This is a genomic window from Pseudomonas uvaldensis (assembly GCF_021271205.1).
GTDB lineage: Bacteria > Pseudomonadota > Gammaproteobacteria > Pseudomonadales > Pseudomonadaceae > Aquipseudomonas > Aquipseudomonas uvaldensis.
On record NZ_JAIWKS010000011.1, the window covers coordinates 39,289 to 55,887 of the forward strand.

The window sequence follows — 16,599 nt, forward strand, 5'->3', positions numbered from 1 at the left end:
TATCCTGAACCCATCGCCGAAACTGATGGGGAACGGGCTATGTCAGGCTGTTTCGAACGACCCCAGCGAGCCTGGAAAACCTTCAACCTGGTCATCATGGGCGTATTCTCCCTGGCCGGCTGCATGGTCGGACCCGACTTCACGGCTCCTGCAAGCGGTCTCGACGCGCTGCAACTGGCACCTCGGGCAGAACAGGTCAGTGCGATCCCCACATCCGACTCCCCGGTACCGGCCCACTGGTGGGCGTTATTCAACGACCCGACGCTGATCCAACTGCAATCGCGGGCGCAGAGCGGCAACCTCGATATTCAGATGGCTTCCGAGCGCATTGAGCAAAGCCGGGCGCAGTTGGGCATCGTAGCGTCACAACTACTGCCCACCGTGGGCGCCGAAGCCAGCTACACCCGTGAAGCCCTGCCCTTGCCTTCGCTGCCCACTCGCGTGCCGCTCGGTGTCCCGTCCGAACTGGCACGCCGGCGTCCGGACATCCTGCGCGCCGAAGCACAACTGCATGCCGCCACGGCCGCCATCGGCGTTGCCAAGGCCGATTTTTACCCGCGCATCGGCCTGAAGGGACGCGTCGGTATGGAGGCTTTCAACAGCGGCGACCTGAGCAGTTGGGATTCGCGTTTCTTTTCCATCGGCCCGACGGTTTACCTGCCGATTTTTCAGGGCGGTCGTTTGACCCAGCGCCTGGCCCTCAATGAGTCCCGGCAGAAGACCGCCGCGCTGGTCTATCGGCAAACGGTGCTGAGCGCCTGGCATGAAGTGGACAATGCCCTTGACGCCTGGGCCGCCCGACAGCGCGAGCATGAAGAATTGCAGGCGTCCTACGAACAGAATCAGCTGGCCCTGCGCGCGGCCGAGCGCGGCTACCAGCAAGGGGCAGCGGACTATCTGAGCGTGCTCACCGCCCAGCGCAACCTGTTGGCCAGCCAGACCCTTCTCAACAACAGTGCGACCGATGCCACGCTCACAGTGGTCAACCTCTACAAGTCCCTGGGTGGTGGCTGGGATCCGGAGATCCGGCGATGAACGTCGTCGCCGTGTCGCCAGCCGATGCAGCCGACCGTGTAGCGCCTCAGGCCCGGTCTGCGATCCGCCCACTGGTGGGCCTACTCGGCATCTTCCTTGCGGCTATGATGGCGGGCTTGAACACCCGGGTCGGCGCCCTCGCGGCGGCGGATATCCGGGGCGCCATGGGGCTGGGTTTCGACGATGGCTCCTGGCTCAGCACCGCGTACAATGCCGGAGAGCTGATCGCCATGCCCTTTTCGGCCTGGTTCGCTATCACGCTCTCGGTGCGTCGCCTGGAACTGTGGATGCTCGCCGGTTGCAGTCTGCTCGCCTTGATCTTGCCCTTCATCCACATGCTGGAGCTGCTGCTGACGTTGCGCTTCGTACAGGGCATCGCCTGCGGCACGACCATTCCATTGCTGATGATGGCGGCATTGAAATTCCTGCCGCCGCCCATACGCCTTTACGGGCTGGCGCTGTATGCGATGACCGCAACGTTTGCCCCCAACCTGTCTATCTGGCTGGCCGGATACTGGACCGATGGGCTGCAGGATTGGCGCTGGGTCTATTGGCAAATCATCCCTCTTGCAACGCTGGCCGCCGGCTTGATCGCCTGGGGGCTGGAGCGGGAACCGATCCAGACACCACGTTTTAAGCAGGCAAATTGGACAGGCCTGTTTTTCGGGGTACCGGCGCTCGGCCTGATCACCGTCGCGCTGGATCAGGGCGTGCGGCTGGACTGGTTCCACTCGCCCTTGATCGCTTCGTCCCTGGTGGCGGGCCTGGCCCTGCTGGCGATCTATCTGCTGACCGAATGGTATCACCCCACGCCGTTCATCAAGTTGCAGATTCTGGGACGCCGTAACCTGGGGCTGGGCTGCATCCTGTTCGTCTCGCTTTTGGTGGTGCTGATGTCCAGCTCGCTGTTGCCCGCCAGCTACCTCGCTCCGCTGCAGAACTACCGCCCTTTGCAGATGGCCTCCATCGGACTGATCGTGGCGCTGCCGCAGTTGCTGCTGGGGCCGTTGGTGGCACTGTTGCTCTACCGCAAATGGGTCGATGCGCGCCATGTGTTTTCGCTTGGTCTGGTGCTGATCGCCCTGGCGTGCCTTGGCGGTGCGCAGTTGACCGCCGACTGGAACCGCGACCAGTTCGTCATGGTGCAGACGCTACAGGCCTTCGGGCAGCCGATGGCCGTGGTGTCGATGCTGTTCCTGATCACCAGCGTGGTACAGCCCCCCGAAGGCCCTTATGTGTCGGGCACCATCAACACCCTGCGCGCCTTCGGCTCGCTGCTCGGCGCAGCACTGGTCGGGCAGCTGATGACCGTACGAGGCCGCTTCCAGGCAGAGATGTTGCTCGATCACGCGGCTCTGGCATCCGTACCCACGCCAGCAGGGCTGGCGGGCATCGTCAGCCAACAAGCGCTGGTGCTGTCCATTGCCGATGCCTATCGCGTGCTCGGCCTGCTCGCGCTGCTCCTGATCCCCCTCGTGCTGCGCCTGGCCTACATCCCAGCGCCCACGCCGCACGCGCCCTCCTCGTCCTCCCATGGGTGACCATCATGGCCTTACCGAAGAAAGCCCAGATCATCAGTGCCGTGCTGCTCGCAGTGGGCATCGGCGCCGTCGTCTATTTCAATCGCCCCGAATCCAGCGCGGCGGTCCAGTCCACGGACGATGCCTACGTCCTGGCGGACTTCACCACCGTAGCGCCGCAGGTGTCGGGCACGGTGCAGAACGTGCTGGTGGAAGATAACCAGCGAGTGCAGCAAGGCGACCTGCTCGCAACCCTCGATGATCGGGATTTCGTGGCGGCGGTGAACGCGGCGAAAGCCCAGGTCGCCAGCGCCCGGGCCAGCATCGCCAGCCTGCGAGCCCACCTCATCCAACAGAACACCGCCATCCGCCAGGCCCAGGCGGTGGTGGCCGCGGACGAGGCCGCGCTCAAGTTGGCCATGGTCAATCAGGCGCGCTATCGCAACCTCGCTGCCGACGGTTCAGGCACGGTGCAGGCTCGGCAACAGGCCGAAGCGCAGTTGAGCGTACAACTGGCCGGACGGGACCGGAGTCAGGCGGGTTTGCAAGCGGCCAGGCAGCACGTGGACATTCTCAAGGCCGATCTGGAAAAAGCCCAGGCGGGCCTGGCCCACGCCGAGGCCGCCCAAGCCATTGCCGAGCTGAAGCTCTCCTATACCCGCATCACGGCACCGATCAGCGGCACCGTCGGACAGAAAGCCGTGCGTGTCGGCGCGTTCGTCAACACCGGCAGCCCCTTGCTGGCGATCGTTCCCCTCGACGCGGTCTACGTCACCGCCAATTTCCGCGAAACCCAACTGACGCGCGTAGCTGCCGGCCAACCCGTGAACATCGACGTCGACGCCCTGCCGGGTGCCACGTTCAAAGGCACCGTTCAAAGCCTCGGCCCGGCCAGCGGCGTAAGCTATTCCGCCATCGCGCCACACAACGCCACGGGCAACTTCACCAAGATCGTCCAGCGCCTGCCGGTGCGCATTCGCCTCGATGCTGATCAGCCGATGATGGAACGACTTCGGGTGGGCATGTCGGTAACGCCGCGGATTCGGGTGGGGGGATAACGACAGCAGGGCTTGCCCGCGATGGCATCCGTCCGTTGGATATTGATGCAAACTGACCCAACCGGCCCCTCCAAAGACTTAAGCAAATAACCCAAAGTTATTTGTTTTATGTTTTTTAGATCACTTAGATTAAACCTTAAGCCTGAGGGCTCTCACACCCAGCGAACTCATCCATAGGCCACCGTCATGCAGCTCCTTACCCTACCCCCATCTCCCGGCCTGGCCACTTCAATACGTGCAACGGCCCAGGTCTTCGAAGACGCATCGTCTCGTGCCCTGCTGGCCCATTTGCAACAAGTGGCGCCCAGCGATGCCAGCGTGCTGATCATCGGCCAGACCGGTACCGGAAAGGAATTGGTGGCGCGGCATGTGCACAACCTCAGCGCTCGCCGCGACAAACCGTTCATCGCGGTGAACTGCGGGGCGTTTTCCGAGACGCTGGTAGAGGCTGAGTTGTTCGGCCACGAGAAAGGCGCTTTCACAGGTGCGCTGACGGCCAAGGCTGGCTGGTTCGAGGAAGCCGACGGCGGCACGTTGTTCCTGGATGAAATCGGTGATTTGCCCCTGCCGATCCAGGTCAAACTGCTCAGGGTGTTGCAGGAACGTGAAGTGGTGCGACTGGGCTCGCGCAAGAGCATCAGGATCAACGTCCGCGTGCTGGCCGCCACCAACGTGCAACTGGAAAAAGCCATCAATGCCGGGCACTTTCGCGAAGACCTCTATTACCGTCTCAATGTGGTCAGCCTGGTGCTCAAGCCTCTTCGCGAGCGGCCCGGCGACATCCTGCCGCTGATCCGTCATTTCATCGCCGAATACAGCCGCAGGCTCGGCCACGGCGAAGTCACGCTGGATGCCCAGGCACAACGCAAATTGCTTGACTACTCCTGGCCGGGCAACATCCGCGAGCTGGAAAACGTCATCCATCACACCTTGCTGATCTGCCGCAACAACGTGATTGGCGTACAGGACCTGCACCTGTCCAACTTGCGCATCGACCGTCAACAGGATCCGCAATCCTGCGTCCCCCAGAACGCCGACGCCTTGCTGCAAAAAGCCTTCGAGCAGTTGCTCGAACGGGAGGACGGCGACTTGTATGAAAAAGTCGAGGCGCAGTTGCTGCGCGCCGCTTATCGCTACGCCAACTTCAACCAGGTGCACACCGCCAGCCTGCTGGGCCTGAGCCGCAATGTCACCCGCACGCTGCTGATCAGGATCGGCGAGCTGGTGGTGAACAAACGTCGGCCCGCGTTGAGCACACGGGACGGCCAGGTCATCAATCTTTCAACCTAGTCGCCACAGGGTTTAACCGCCCACCGCAACATTCTTCGCCCCCAGGTAAAAATCCTGGAGATCACCCCGGGCCGCCAGTTGCCCGGCGCTGCCCTCACTGACCACGCGACCGCTTTCCAACACATACCCGTAGTGGGCGTATCGCAGTGCAATGTTGATGTTCTGCTCGGCGATCAGGAAGCTGACGCCGTCGTGCCGATTGAGTTGGCGAACGATGTCGAAGATTTCCTCGACGATCTGCGGCGCCAAGCCCATCGACGGTTCGTCCAGCAATACCAACTGCGGCCGGGCCATCAGCGCACGGCCAATGGCGATCATCTGTTGTTCTCCCCCGGAGGTGTAGCCGGCCAGGCTCTTGCGCCGCAGCTTCAGGCGAGGGAAATACCCATAGACCACTTCCAGATCGGCCAATAGCTGACGCCGCGAAACCTGCCGTGCGAAGGCGCCAGTCAACAGGTTTTCCTCCACGGTCAACTGGGCGAAGCAGTGCCGGCCCTCCAGCACTTGCACCAACCCCCCGGCCGCCAAGGTATGGGGCGCACTGCGAGTAGCCTCCCTTCCCTGATAGAAAACCCGTCCCCTGACCACTTCACCCCGCTCGGCCCGAACGAGATTGGACGCCGCTTTTAACGTGGTGCTTTTGCCCGCGCCGTTGGCCCCCAACAGCACCACGACCTGCCCCCTCGCCACCTCCAGCGAAACGCCGCGTACAGCCAGGATTGTCTGCTCGTAGAGAACCTCGATATCGTCGATTTGCAGGATCGGCACATCCGTCATGCTGTCTCGCCTCTTAAGAGGGCGACCGGGACGCTTTGGCGCCCGGTTCACCCGGATGCCTCAGGATTCCCGGGTGCAGTCGCGCGGGACAATGCCTTTTTCCCGGGCGTACTGGTGGGAGGACGCTTCGATGATCGGTCGCAACAATGCGCGGTCGGCCTGTACCCAATCGCTGATCAGTTTCCACTGCGTGCCGTCCCATTGCTGGAAGCGCACCGCGCCACCGCCTTCATGGTCCGAGCATGATAACTGCAGCGGCTGCACCAGCCCCAAGGCGCCGAGCTCCTTGAGCCGGGCATCCTCGAGCTTGAGATGTTCGAAGCCCCAACGCACCTGCTCCCCGGTCAGCGGCTGTTTGCCGAACTTCTGCTGGGCAATGCGCACGGCTTCGACGTTGAGGATGCCGTTGACCACGCCGAGGTTGTAATACACGGTACCAAAGCGCTTGGGATCGGCCAGGTCGCCCTTGCCGGCATCGACCACCTGCTGCTTGATGCCTTGCAATACCGGGAAATCGGTGCCCGAAGGATGGGTGGTGATCGCGATGAATCCCTTGGCCGCCGCACCGGCCGGCGCGGCATCATCCTCGGAATTGCTCCAGATGTTGCCGATGATATGGTCTGCCGGGAAGCCGACTTTCTGTGCAGTCTTCAACGCCACCGGGTTCATTACGCCCCACCCCCGCAGGATGATCCAATCGGGTTTCTCCCGCCGGATATTCAACCATTGGGATTGCTGCTCGTTGCCCGGATGCGGGACCTCCAGCAAGGTCAGTGTGAAGCCGTACTTGTCGGCCAGGGTCTGCAGGACTTCATTGGTTTCCTTGCCATAGGGCGACCCATGATACAGGGTGACGATCTTCTGGCCCTTGAGCTTTTCCAGTCCGCCGGCGCGCTGGCCGATGTAGTTGATGATCGCCGACACCTCGGAATACGGGTTCAGTTGCAACGGGAAGACATAGGGAAACACGCTGCCGTCGGTGGAGTCGGTGCGACCGTGGTTGATGGTGATCAGCGGCAACTTGTCGGCCGTCGAACGCTCCAGCGTGGCGTAGGCGATACCTACCGACAACGGATTGGTGGCCGCTGCGGGGGCGCCGTTCAAGCCTTTCTTCAGGCGCTCATAGCACTCGACGCCTTTTTCCACCACGTACTCGGTCTCGCACTCGCTCCAGGTCAGCTTGATGCCATTCACACCGCCATTGGCGTTGACGTACTTGAGATAGTCGATGAAACCACCGAAGAACCCCGTCCCGCCAGCTGCATAAGGGCCGACGCGATAGCTTTGCAAGGGGAAATACTGTTCATTGTCCGCCTGGACAGTAAAGGCTGCGACGGTCAGGCTGACCGCCAGCGCCAGACGGCTGGCGAGTGATCGTTTAAACATCGGGTTTTTCCTTGTTCTGAAACCAGTGATAAGCCAACGCAATGGAAGTGCAACGCCGCATCGTGCGGTTCGCCCAGTAGCGCAGTGGCCATTGCCGTGCGCGCTCGCGAAATGTCTGCCAGAGGCGCGCCAGGCCCTCTGGCTCCTTGATCAGGAACAGAATGATCAGTGCGCCGAAAATGATCTTCTGCAGGTTCTCCACCTGGCCGGCGTCGAGTACCCCACCGGGCAGCAGGGACACCAGGTTCGAAAGCAGCACCGGAAACAGCACGATGAAAGCCGCCCCGAGGAAATTGCCCAGCAGACTGCCCAGGCCACCGATAATGATGATGAAGAGGATCTGGAACGACCGATTGAGATCGAAGCCATGGGGCTCCACCGTGCCCAGATAGGTAAAGGCCCACAGAGCGCCGGCCACACCGAGGAAAAAACCACTGATGGCGAAGGCCAGCAACTTGGTTTTCGCCAACGGGATGCCGATGACCTCAGCCGCTGTGTCCATGTCGCGCACCGCCATCCAGTTGCGCCCCAACTCGCTGCGCACCAGGTTCTTGCCCAGCCAGCACAACGCGGTGACCACCGTGAGCGTCAGCAGATAGCGCCCCACCGGCGAATCCAGGTTCACGCCGGCGATGTCCAGGCGCGGCGCACTGATCACGCCCGAAGCGCTGTCGTTTGAAAACCAGCTGAACCGGGTCAGCGCCCAAGTCACGAAGAACTGCGTCGCCAACGTGGACACCAGCAGATAGAAGCCCTTGATGCGCAGGCTTGGAAGGCCGGACAACAGCGACACCAGCGCCGCCGCCAGTCCGCCCAGGGTGATGCTGAGCAGCAGCGGCAACGCGGCAACCCGCACTTCGAGGTTGTAGGTGGCAAAAGCGCCCACCGCCATGAACGATGCCGAGCCGAGGGATAACTGCCCGGCATAACCGGTCAACAGATTCAGGCCCAATCCGGCTAGGGACAGCACCAGGAACGGGATCAGAATCGCACTGAACCAATAGTCGTTGCCCAGCCATGGGATCACGAAAAACGCTGCCACCCCTAGCGCCGTAAAGCCGTAGCGGTGCTGGCGCAGGGCGGAGATACGACGATCCTGGGCATGACGCGTAGTGAACTGATCCGCTTCACGATAAAACATGCCGGTCTCCCGAGTGGCTTGTACGATTGATTGAATGAGCCGAGGTCACTAGACGCGTTCGATGGCGCGCTCGCCAAACAGCCCTGCCGGACGCACCAGCAAAAACAGCAGTGCCAAGCCGTAGGGAAACCAGTTCTCGATACCACTGCCGATGACGGGGCCGAGATAGACCTCCGCCAGCTTCTCAGACGCGCCGATGATCAACCCGCCGACGATCGCCCCGCTGATGGAGGTGAAACCGCCGATAATCAGCACCGGCAATGCCTTGAGCACCACCAGCGACAGCGAGAACTGCACCCCCAGGCGTGCCCCCCAGAGCAAGCCGGCCACCAGCCCGACAAACCCCGCCACCGCCCATACCACCACCCACACCCGCTCCAAGCGGATGCCTACGGCCAGCGCCGCCAATGGATCATCGGCCACGGCGCGCAACGACAGTCCAAGCCGGGTCTTGTTGAACAGCCAGGACAACAGCAGTACCAGCGCAGCGGCCGTCAGTGCAGCAAAAATGTCGAACTGCGACAGCAGCATTCCGCCCAGTTCCAGCGGCTCGTCACTGATGCCCAGCTCCAGGCCGTGGACCTGGGCGCCCCACAGCGCCTGGGCGAAACCTTCGATCATGTAGGAAAGCCCCAGCGTTGCCATGAACAGGGTAATAGGAGAACGGTTGACCAACGGACGCAACACCATGCGCTCCACCGCCACGGCAATCAGCGCCATCGCGGCAAGGCTGATGGCGAACGCCAGCCAGAACGGCACCCCGCGCTCAAGCAGGCTGACGAAGGTCAATGCCGAGAACAACACCATCGCCCCCTGGGCGAAATTGAACACACCCGAGGCTTTGTAGATCAGCACGAAACCAATGGCGACCAGGGCGTACATCACGCCGGCCAACAGTCCGCCTATCAATACTTCAAAGAAAAATGCCATGCCTGTTCCTGTTTTGCGGGCGCAACTTGCCTGCCTTCCCGGAGGGAAAAACGCGAATAATCGGGATCAGTGGCGGGTGCCGAGGTAGGCCGCAATGACCTCTGGATTTCGCCGTACCGCTTCGGGCGGGCCATCGCCAATCTTGCGACCGTAATCCAGCACCACCACATGGTCGCTGATGCCCATGACGACGCCGATGTCGTGCTCGATCAACACCACGGTGGTGTCCAGCTCGCGATTGACGTCCACGATGGAGCGGCTCATCTGCTGCTTCTCCTCGGCATTCATCCCGGCCATGGGTTCGTCCAGCAACAACAGTCGAGGCTCCGCCGCGAGGGCACGGGCCAGCTCCACCCGCTTCTGCAGGCCGTAGGGCAACTTGCCCACCAGCACGTCGCGCCAGGGCTGCAAGTGCAAGAATGCAATGACCCGTTCGGCGGCTTCGCGCTGACGGTCATCATCCCCCCGGGCCCGACCGATTTGCAGGGCTTGCTCGATCCAGCTGCTGCGGCGCTTGAGGTTGCGTCCGGTCAGCACGTTATCGAGCACGCTCATGCCCTTGAACAGCGCGATGTTCTGAAAGGTGCGAGCAATGCCGCCCACTGCGACGTCCCGGGCACGCATCCGGCGCCGCTCCTGCCGGTCGAAACGAATACGCCCCTCCTGCGGTTGGTACACGCCGCTGATGACATTCAACAGCGAGCTCTTGCCCGCACCGTTGGGGCCGATCAAGGCGCAAATCTCACCCGTCGCGACCGCAAAGCTGATATCCGTGATGGCCTTGACGCCTTTGAATGACAGCGAAATGTTGTCCAGTTCCAACAAATGGGCGGTGGGCTGTGTCATGGGCATTTCCTCTCAGGCAGGTAGCGACTGGCGCTCGAACCGGGCTACTTTGCCTTGCTCCAGCTCACGTACCAGCGGCAGGACCTTGCGGCCGAAGTATTCGACTTCTTCCTGAAAGTGCAGGAAGCCCGCCAGTATCAGGTCGACACCCACGGCCTTGAGCGCCACGATGCGTTCGGCGATCTGCTGAGGCGTGCCAATCAGGTTGGTCTTGAAGCCGTCGTTGTACTGCACCAGGTCTTCGAAGCTGGACTTGGCCCAGTTGCCCTCGCCCTCCGGGCTCGACTTGCCAGCCTGTTTCGCCGCGTCACCAAAGGCGTTGACGGCTTCGGGGTCGGCCTGATCGATGATCTGCGCCAGGACCGCACGAGCTTCTTCTTCCGTATCGCGGGCAATGACAAAGGCGTTGATGCCAACCTTGACCTTATGATTGTTGGCCGCCGCCTTCGCCCGGATATCATCGACCTGGGCCTTGACGCCTTCGACGGTATTGCCATTGGTGAAGTACCAGTCGGATACGCGAGCGGCCATGTCCCGGGCCGCACGGGAACTGCCGCCCTGGAAGATTTCCGGGTGCTGTTGCAACGGTTTGGGTTTGAGGGTGTAGTCGTGGAAGCGGTAGAAGTCGCCGCGGAAAGTGAAGTTGTCGGTGGTCCAGATGCCCTTGAGCGCGGTGATGAATTCTTCGGAGCGGCGATAACGCTCATCATGCTCCAGCCACGGTTCGCCAATGGCCGTGAACTCCCCCTTGAACCACCCCGAGACGATGTTGACCGCCACGCGGCCACCCGTCAGTTGATCGATGGTTGCGATCTGTTTGGCCAACACCGACGGTGTCCATGGTCCCGGCAATACCGCCGCGATGACCTTCAGGCGCGTGGTGGCGGCCAGCAAAGCGTGACTGAACGCCACTGATTCATGCTGGTACTCAGCACCGTAGCCGGCGGTAAAGCGGACCTGCGACAGGGCATAGTCGAAGCCCGCCGCCTCGGCGATCTGCGCCAGTTTGCGGTTGTAGTCAATGCCCCAATCGGTGCGCTGGGCAATCTTGCTGACCACCAGCCCGCCGCTGACGTTTGGCACCCAGTAGGCAAATTTGATCGTGTCCTGGCTCATTGCGTATACCCCGTGGCTCGTTGAAAAGTAAGTGGATCAAGCGGCGCTGGCGTTGCGCCGAGGGTCCGGGAAAAGGCTTTGCAGCGCCGACTCGACCGCGCGCTCGATGCGCTCCAAGACCTGGGCGCTGGAAATCCGGTAATCGGTGAAATCACTTTCGCTGGCGTAGACACCCACCGGCAGGCTCAGGGCCTGGAAGAATCCGAACAGCGGTCGCAGCTGGTGATCGATCACCAGGGCATGGCGTTCGGAGCCGCCTGTGGCGGCCAGCAGCACCGGCACGTCCTTGAGGGCGTCGTGATGCACAAAATCGAACAGGTGCTTGAACAGGCCGGTATAGGACGCCCGATAAACCGGGGTGGCGGCAATCAGCAGGTCGGCGGTTTCGATGGCACGCAGGGACTGTTCCACGGCGGCAGGCAGTGCATGACGATGCAAGGTCCCGCCGAGTTGAGCACCGACCTGGGATAACTCGATCACCTGCACGTCGATCGGCACTTGCTGCCCGAGCCGCGCCACCAATGTCTTGAGCAGCACCAGCGTTCGCGAGGGTTGCTGCACGCTGCCTGACACCGCTACCACTTTGAGTTGCTTGCTCATCTCTCGCCCCATTCGATAGACGTCACGTCGGCGTCCGCACCAGGGGTAGAGCAGCAACCGTGCCACCTGAATATTTCTTTTGAATCCAATGAGTTACCGATTTTCATCGACGAACGATGTTGTCGTGCAACAAACAGGCTGTTGGTCCACTGTTGCCTGGGCAACACCTCGCGGATCGGCCTCCGCGGCCGCGACTGTTGCGCGCCACACAGTGACGCAACACATTGTCCGCAGGACGACAGCGCCTGCTTCGTAAAAACCGGCGCAGGCTCAGGTTTCATGGGCGTTTCGCCGCGGGCATGCTCCGTGCAACGACAGCCTGGACTGGCAGGTACACATTCCTGCCCATCCTCTCGTCACTCAGGAGCAGCATCCATGACCGCACAGCAACAACACCTGCCGCCAATCCTTTCCACCGGCACCGACTACGAAACCCTGGCCGAGCGTTTCCGTCCCCTCTTCGCCCGCATTCAGGCCGGTGCGCTGGAGCGTGAACAGAGCCGCAGCCTGCCCTTCGAGCAAGTGAAGTGGCTGAAGGAAGCCGGCTTCGGCGCCGTGCGTGTGCCGGTTGAATACGGAGGCGCTGGCGCCTCGCTACCGCAGTTGCTGCAACTGCTGATCGAACTGGCCGAAGCCGACTCCAACCTGCCCCAGGCCCTGCGCGGTCACTTCGCCTTTGTCGAGGATCGACTCAATGCTCACGCCACGCATCCGCAGGACGTCTGGTTCAAACGTTTCGTAGAGGGAGAACTGGTGGGCAATGCCTGGACCGAAATCGGCTCGGTGAAGATCGGCGAAGTCGGAACGCGAGTATCCCGTCAAGGCGAGCAATGGGTGGTCAATGGCACCAAGTACTACAGCACCGGCAGCATCTTCGCCGACTGGATCGACCTGTATGCCCAACGTGACGACAACGGCACCGATGTGATCGCCGCCGTCAACGTGCATCAGCCGGGCGTCCGGCAAAGCGATGATTGGGACGGATTCGGCCAGCGCACCACCGGCAGCGGCACGTCGGTGTTCGAGAATGCTGTGGTCGAGGCGGAAAACCTCATCGACTTCTCCACTCGGTTCAAATACCAGACCGCGTTCTACCAGCTGGTCCTGTTGGCCGTGCTGGCGGGCACTGGTCGTGCCGCTGTGCGCGACATAACCGAACAGGTACGGGCACGGACGCGAGTCTTCAGCACTGGCAACGCCGGTGAAGTGAGCCAGGATGTTCAGGTGCAGCAAGTGGTCGGCAAGGTTTCCGCCCAGGTCTACGCCGCCGAAGCCACCGCCTTGCGTGCCGCAAAGGCGTCCCAGCGCGCCTATGAAAGCCGCTTCGGCCAGGACGCCGAGACCGAACACACCGCCAACATCGCCGCGGAACTGGAGTCGGCCCAGGCGCAAGTGGTCATCTCGGACCTCGTGCTTCGCGCCACCAGCGATCTGTTCAACGCTCTCGGCGCCTCGGCCACCAGCACCGGCAAAGCCCTCGACCGCCACTGGCGCAACGCCCGCACCGCGGCGTCGCACAATCCGTTGATCTACAAGGAGCGCATCATTGGCGACTGGGAAATCAACGGGACGGAACCGCCCTATGTCTGGCAGATCGGCCGGGGTACTAAGAACGCCTAGCCGACCTGTGTAGGAGCGAGGCTTGCTCGCGGTGGGTTCTTCTGTTCGGCATCTGATGCAAGCTGTGCCGCCGCTTTCGCGAGCGAGCCCGTTCCCACACATTCGAGGTGTTGTCCGGGGAGATTTTCTCAAGCAGACTTCCGGCACAGGCTCAAGCCCTGCCCCACCGGAACCCGCGCCCCATGAACGAACGCCAGTCACTCATCAAAGCCAGGATCGAAGCGGCGATGATCGCCAGCCAATCCGACCGGATCGACTATCAGTCGGAGTGGCTTGGCTACATGCCCTTCGGGGTCTATCAGTGGGTGGAATGCCAGGGCGAAAACATTTCCAGCGACTTTCCCTTCGACTGGTCCCTGGAGGATCTTGCCGGCCTTGAGCAGATCGGGTTTCTGGAGACGCTTGAAACCTGCGAGAATCCCGAAGACCACTATGACCGACATATCCAGTACCGCGTGTGTGGCGCGGTCATGATCAGTTTCGACGCGTGAATCAGCGGATGTTACCCGCCCAGACAGCCGGACGACGCTCCGACCATGGCAATTCGCGCTCCAACTGCCCGGCCAGTTCGAACAACAGACCCTCCGTCCCAAACTTGCCCATGAACTGCATTCCCACGGGTAATCCAGTCAGCGGGTCGTGGCCCAGCGGCACCGACATGGCTGGGGCGCCGATGACGTTTGCCAATGCGGTGAACGGCGACTGATTGAACACCCGGTGCATCCAGCCCAATCCATCGAGTTGTTCCTGACCGGCGTTGTACGTGCCGATCTGTGGCGCCAGCCCTGGTAACGTCGGGGATAAAAGCACATCGTAACGCTCGAAGAAATCACCCAGTTTGCGGGCGACGATATTGCGCTCGAACAACGCGCCCAGCAGCTCGGTGGCGCGCAGGGCTTTCCCTTGCCGGTAGAGCGCCAGCGTAGCCGGCTCCAGGTTCTGGGCATCGATGGAGCGCCCGGTGGCGGCGGCGATGGCATCGATCCAGGCTGCGGTGTTGGATGACCAGAAGCAGCCATTGAGCGCGACGAACGCCTCCCAACTCAACCCGATATCAGGCTGCACTTCCTCGATCCGATGCCCGAGTCGTTCCAGATCGCGAGCCGTCTGCATGAGCGTTTGCGCCACGGCGGGGTCCACCGCCTTGCCGTTCAGAGGGCCGCCTTGCAAGCCGATCCGCAACGAGCGAGGTTGACGTTGCGCGTGTGCCAGGAAGCTGGTTTCAGGAGAAGGTATGCAGAACGGATCACCCACTGCAGCGCCGTGGATAGCATCGAGCAACGACGCGCTGTCGCGCACCGAGCGAGTCAGTACGCCATGAACGGCCAGGCCGCTCCAGACTTCATCGACCTGTGGCCCCATCGGCACTCGGCCGCGACTGGGTTTCAAACCGAACAGGCCGCACATCGAAGCTGGCACGCGAATGGAGCCACCACCATCGGTGGCATGGGCGACCGGCACCATCCCCGTCGCGACTGCGGCAGCCGAACCTCCGCTGGACCCGCCGGCACTGCGCTCGGTATCCCAAGGGTTACGGGTCGGCCCACACAAGCGACTTTCCGTGGTGGTGCTCGCGGAGAACTCGGGCGTGGTGGTCCGGCCCAACGGCAACAACCCGGCGAGGCGCAGGCGCTGCATCAGGTGCGAATCGCTGGGCGCCGTGCAGCCCAGCGCCAAAGCGCTGCCCAGTTCGTTGCGCCGTCCTGCCGCAGTGACACCCAGGTCCTTGAGCAATATCGGGACACCTTGAAAGGGGCCGGAGCCAGACAGCGGTTCATCCATCCAGGTTTCCACCACCGCATTGACCTGGGGGTCGAGGGTATCGACGGCCTGTAGGGCGGCGGCCCTGACTTCGTCGGCGCTCACCTGTCCGTCGCGGATCAGTTGAGCCAGGCCGGTTGCGTCCTGGATGGCATATTCGTAAAGGTGCATAGGATTCTCCAGATCGGTATGATCGATACCAGCGGGTATCAGGAGATACTCATTAGTATCATGCGATACCAACCAGTATTGCTGTCAAGTGGAGATTATTCATGCGCCCGGAACGTATCCCCCAACTGCCACCTCGGGAGCGTATCGTTGACGCCGCGCAGGCCCTGTTCACGGAACAGGGCATCACCCGCGTCAGCGTGGATGCCATCGCCGCGCGTGCGGCATCAACCAAGATGACCGTGTATCGCCATTTCGAGAACAAGGATTCGCTGGTGCTGGAATGGCTGGGCCGTTTGGCTGAAAGCTACAGCGATGTGCTCGACCGCTTGGCCGAGCAATATTCCGAATCCCCCCGTGAACAGTTACTGGGGTTCGTGACCTTTATCGTCGAGGACCTGGAGCAAGCCGGTTACCGCGGCTGTGCCTTCACCAACGCACTGGCCGAATTACCCGACGCCGACCACCCCGCTCGCGCATTGATACAGGCCCATAAGCAGCGACAGTTCCATCGATTGGCGACCCTATGCACCCAATTGCAACTCAACCAACCCGAGCAGGTTGCCGAGGAGCTGACCCTGTTGATGGAGGGCGCCCAGGTCGTGGCGCAGAACAAGGGTATCGAACGGGTCGGCGAACGCTTGATCCGGATCGCCCAGCGACTGTTGGAGGCCTGAATAATGTTGATCGAACCGTTCTGCATCGATGTGCCCGAATCCGCTCTAGATGACTTGCGCCGTCGCCTGCAACACACCCGACTGCCCGAGCCCCTGGCCGACCAGGGCTGGAGCGAAGGCATGAATATGGATGTGCCTCGGGAGCTGCTGGCTTATTGGTCGACCTCGTTCGATTGGTTCTTCCGGCCCCAGCGTCAGTCACTGTGGTGAATTCAAGATTGTGGTGAACTCAAAACTGAGGTGAACTCAAAACTGTGGAAGCAAGGCTTGCCCGCTCCCACAAGGGCTGCTTTGCGCTAGCCCCTCCCCCCCTTTACTCAGAAAACAGAGAGACCCGCATGGAAGACCATAATCGACTGCAACCCTCGGAATGCACCGACATGGAAGACATCCGATGCGAAATCGACGCCTTGGATCGGGCCGTTATCAAGCTTTTGGGCAAACGCTTCCAGTACGTGCTGGCGGCCTCGAAGTTCAAGACCTCGGCGACTTCGGTGCGCGCTCCGGAGCGTTTCAAGGCGATGCTGGCGACACGCCGAGAATGGGCCGAGTCCGAAGGACTGAGTCCGGATGCTATCGAGAAAATGTACAGCGACCTGGTCAGCCACTTCATTGCCGAAGAAATGAAACACTGGATGGCTCACCCTTCCCGACCATGACTGTAAACATTGTCA

General features: G+C 61.7%; 16 protein-coding genes and 1 pseudogene. 9 read left to right on the forward strand and 8 right to left on the reverse strand.

Going from position 1 to position 16,599, the window contains the following annotated elements:
- The first annotated feature begins 39 nt into the window (after nucleotides 1-39).
- From LCU97_RS22035 to LCU97_RS22050, 4 genes are all read left to right on the forward strand, one after another.
- Nucleotides 40-1,035 (forward strand): TolC family protein, encoded by a 996-nt coding sequence (locus tag LCU97_RS22035; RefSeq protein ID WP_408636432.1) that lies wholly within the window; start codon nucleotides 40-42, stop codon nucleotides 1,033-1,035.
- Nucleotides 1,032-2,576, forward strand: coding sequence for an MFS transporter (locus tag LCU97_RS22040; protein ID WP_232777760.1), 1,545 nt, complete (start codon nucleotides 1,032-1,034; stop codon nucleotides 2,574-2,576). Before LCU97_RS22035 ends, LCU97_RS22040 begins: the two co-directional genes overlap by 4 nt.
- Before the next feature lie 5 nt (nucleotides 2,577-2,581).
- Nucleotides 2,582-3,613, forward strand: a complete 1,032-nt coding sequence (locus tag LCU97_RS22045; protein WP_232777761.1) for an HlyD family secretion protein — start codon at nucleotides 2,582-2,584, stop codon at nucleotides 3,611-3,613.
- 186 nt (nucleotides 3,614-3,799) lie between these two features.
- Nucleotides 3,800-4,903 (forward strand): sigma-54 interaction domain-containing protein, encoded by a 1,104-nt coding sequence (locus tag LCU97_RS22050; RefSeq protein WP_053156969.1) that lies wholly within the window; start codon nucleotides 3,800-3,802, stop codon nucleotides 4,901-4,903.
- A gap of 12 nt (nucleotides 4,904-4,915) precedes the next feature.
- On the opposite strand, the gene LCU97_RS22055 is transcribed toward LCU97_RS22050, so the two are convergent.
- From LCU97_RS22055 to msuE, 7 genes and pseudogenes are all read right to left on the reverse strand, one after another.
- A complete protein-coding gene (locus tag LCU97_RS22055; protein ID WP_232777762.1) occupies nucleotides 4,916-5,680 on the reverse strand; it encodes an ABC transporter ATP-binding protein in 765 nt (254 codons plus the stop codon).
- 60 nt (nucleotides 5,681-5,740) lie between these two features.
- Nucleotides 5,741-7,066 (reverse strand): ABC transporter substrate-binding protein, encoded by a 1,326-nt coding sequence (locus tag LCU97_RS22060; protein ID WP_232777763.1) that lies wholly within the window; start codon nucleotides 7,064-7,066, stop codon nucleotides 5,741-5,743.
- A 76-nt stretch (nucleotides 7,067-7,142) separates the two neighbouring features.
- Nucleotides 7,143-8,207: pseudogene (locus LCU97_RS22065) on the reverse strand (branched-chain amino acid ABC transporter permease); the annotation flags it as partial.
- 48 nt (nucleotides 8,208-8,255) lie between these two features.
- Nucleotides 8,256-9,137 (reverse strand): branched-chain amino acid ABC transporter permease, encoded by an 882-nt coding sequence (locus tag LCU97_RS22070; RefSeq protein ID WP_232777764.1) that lies wholly within the window; start codon nucleotides 9,135-9,137, stop codon nucleotides 8,256-8,258.
- Between the two features lie 66 nt (nucleotides 9,138-9,203).
- Nucleotides 9,204-9,989 (reverse strand): ABC transporter ATP-binding protein, encoded by a 786-nt coding sequence (locus LCU97_RS22075; RefSeq protein ID WP_408636434.1) that lies wholly within the window; start codon nucleotides 9,987-9,989, stop codon nucleotides 9,204-9,206.
- A 6-nt stretch (nucleotides 9,990-9,995) separates the two neighbouring features.
- The gene (sfnG, locus tag LCU97_RS22080) at nucleotides 9,996-11,099 is read right to left on the reverse strand and encodes a dimethylsulfone monooxygenase SfnG (RefSeq protein ID WP_232777766.1); all 1,104 of its coding nucleotides are present in this window, start codon (nucleotides 11,097-11,099) and stop codon (nucleotides 9,996-9,998) included.
- A gap of 36 nt (nucleotides 11,100-11,135) precedes the next feature.
- Nucleotides 11,136-11,699 (reverse strand): FMN reductase, encoded by a 564-nt coding sequence (gene msuE / locus LCU97_RS22085; protein WP_053156981.1) that lies wholly within the window; start codon nucleotides 11,697-11,699, stop codon nucleotides 11,136-11,138.
- Between the two features lie 375 nt (nucleotides 11,700-12,074).
- Here msuE and LCU97_RS22090 point away from each other — a divergent pair, with 375 nt between their 5' ends.
- Together LCU97_RS22090 and LCU97_RS22095 are read left to right on the forward strand one after the other, a co-directional pair.
- Nucleotides 12,075-13,319 carry an acyl-CoA dehydrogenase family protein gene (locus tag LCU97_RS22090; protein ID WP_053156983.1) on the forward strand — a complete coding sequence of 415 codons (1,245 nt, stop codon included), beginning with the start codon at nucleotides 12,075-12,077 and terminating at the stop codon, nucleotides 13,317-13,319.
- A gap of 182 nt (nucleotides 13,320-13,501) precedes the next feature.
- Nucleotides 13,502-13,810: a hypothetical protein gene (locus LCU97_RS22095; RefSeq protein WP_053156986.1), complete on the forward strand. Its 309-nt coding sequence runs from the start codon at nucleotides 13,502-13,504 to the stop codon at nucleotides 13,808-13,810.
- Between the two features lies 1 nt (nucleotide 13,811).
- Here LCU97_RS22095 and LCU97_RS22100 read toward each other — a convergent pair whose 3' ends face one another.
- Nucleotides 13,812-15,251 (reverse strand): amidase, encoded by a 1,440-nt coding sequence (locus tag LCU97_RS22100; RefSeq protein WP_232777767.1) that lies wholly within the window; start codon nucleotides 15,249-15,251, stop codon nucleotides 13,812-13,814.
- A gap of 101 nt (nucleotides 15,252-15,352) precedes the next feature.
- On the opposite strand from LCU97_RS22100, the gene LCU97_RS22105 reads away from it, so the two are divergent.
- The 3 genes from LCU97_RS22105 to LCU97_RS22115 all read left to right on the forward strand — a co-directional run bounded on the left by LCU97_RS22105 (nucleotide 15,353) and on the right by LCU97_RS22115 (nucleotide 16,584).
- Entirely contained in the window at nucleotides 15,353-15,925 is a 573-nt protein-coding gene (locus LCU97_RS22105; protein ID WP_232777768.1) for a TetR/AcrR family transcriptional regulator, read from the forward strand.
- Between the two features lie 3 nt (nucleotides 15,926-15,928).
- On the forward strand, nucleotides 15,929-16,135 hold the full coding sequence (locus tag LCU97_RS22110) for an epoxide hydrolase N-terminal domain-containing protein (RefSeq protein ID WP_232777769.1): 207 nt from the start codon (nucleotides 15,929-15,931) through the stop codon (nucleotides 16,133-16,135).
- A 128-nt stretch (nucleotides 16,136-16,263) separates the two neighbouring features.
- Complete coding sequence (locus LCU97_RS22115) at nucleotides 16,264-16,584, forward strand: isochorismate lyase (protein WP_232777770.1); 321 nt, start codon at nucleotides 16,264-16,266, stop codon at nucleotides 16,582-16,584.
- The last annotated feature ends 15 nt before the right edge of the window (nucleotides 16,585-16,599 follow it).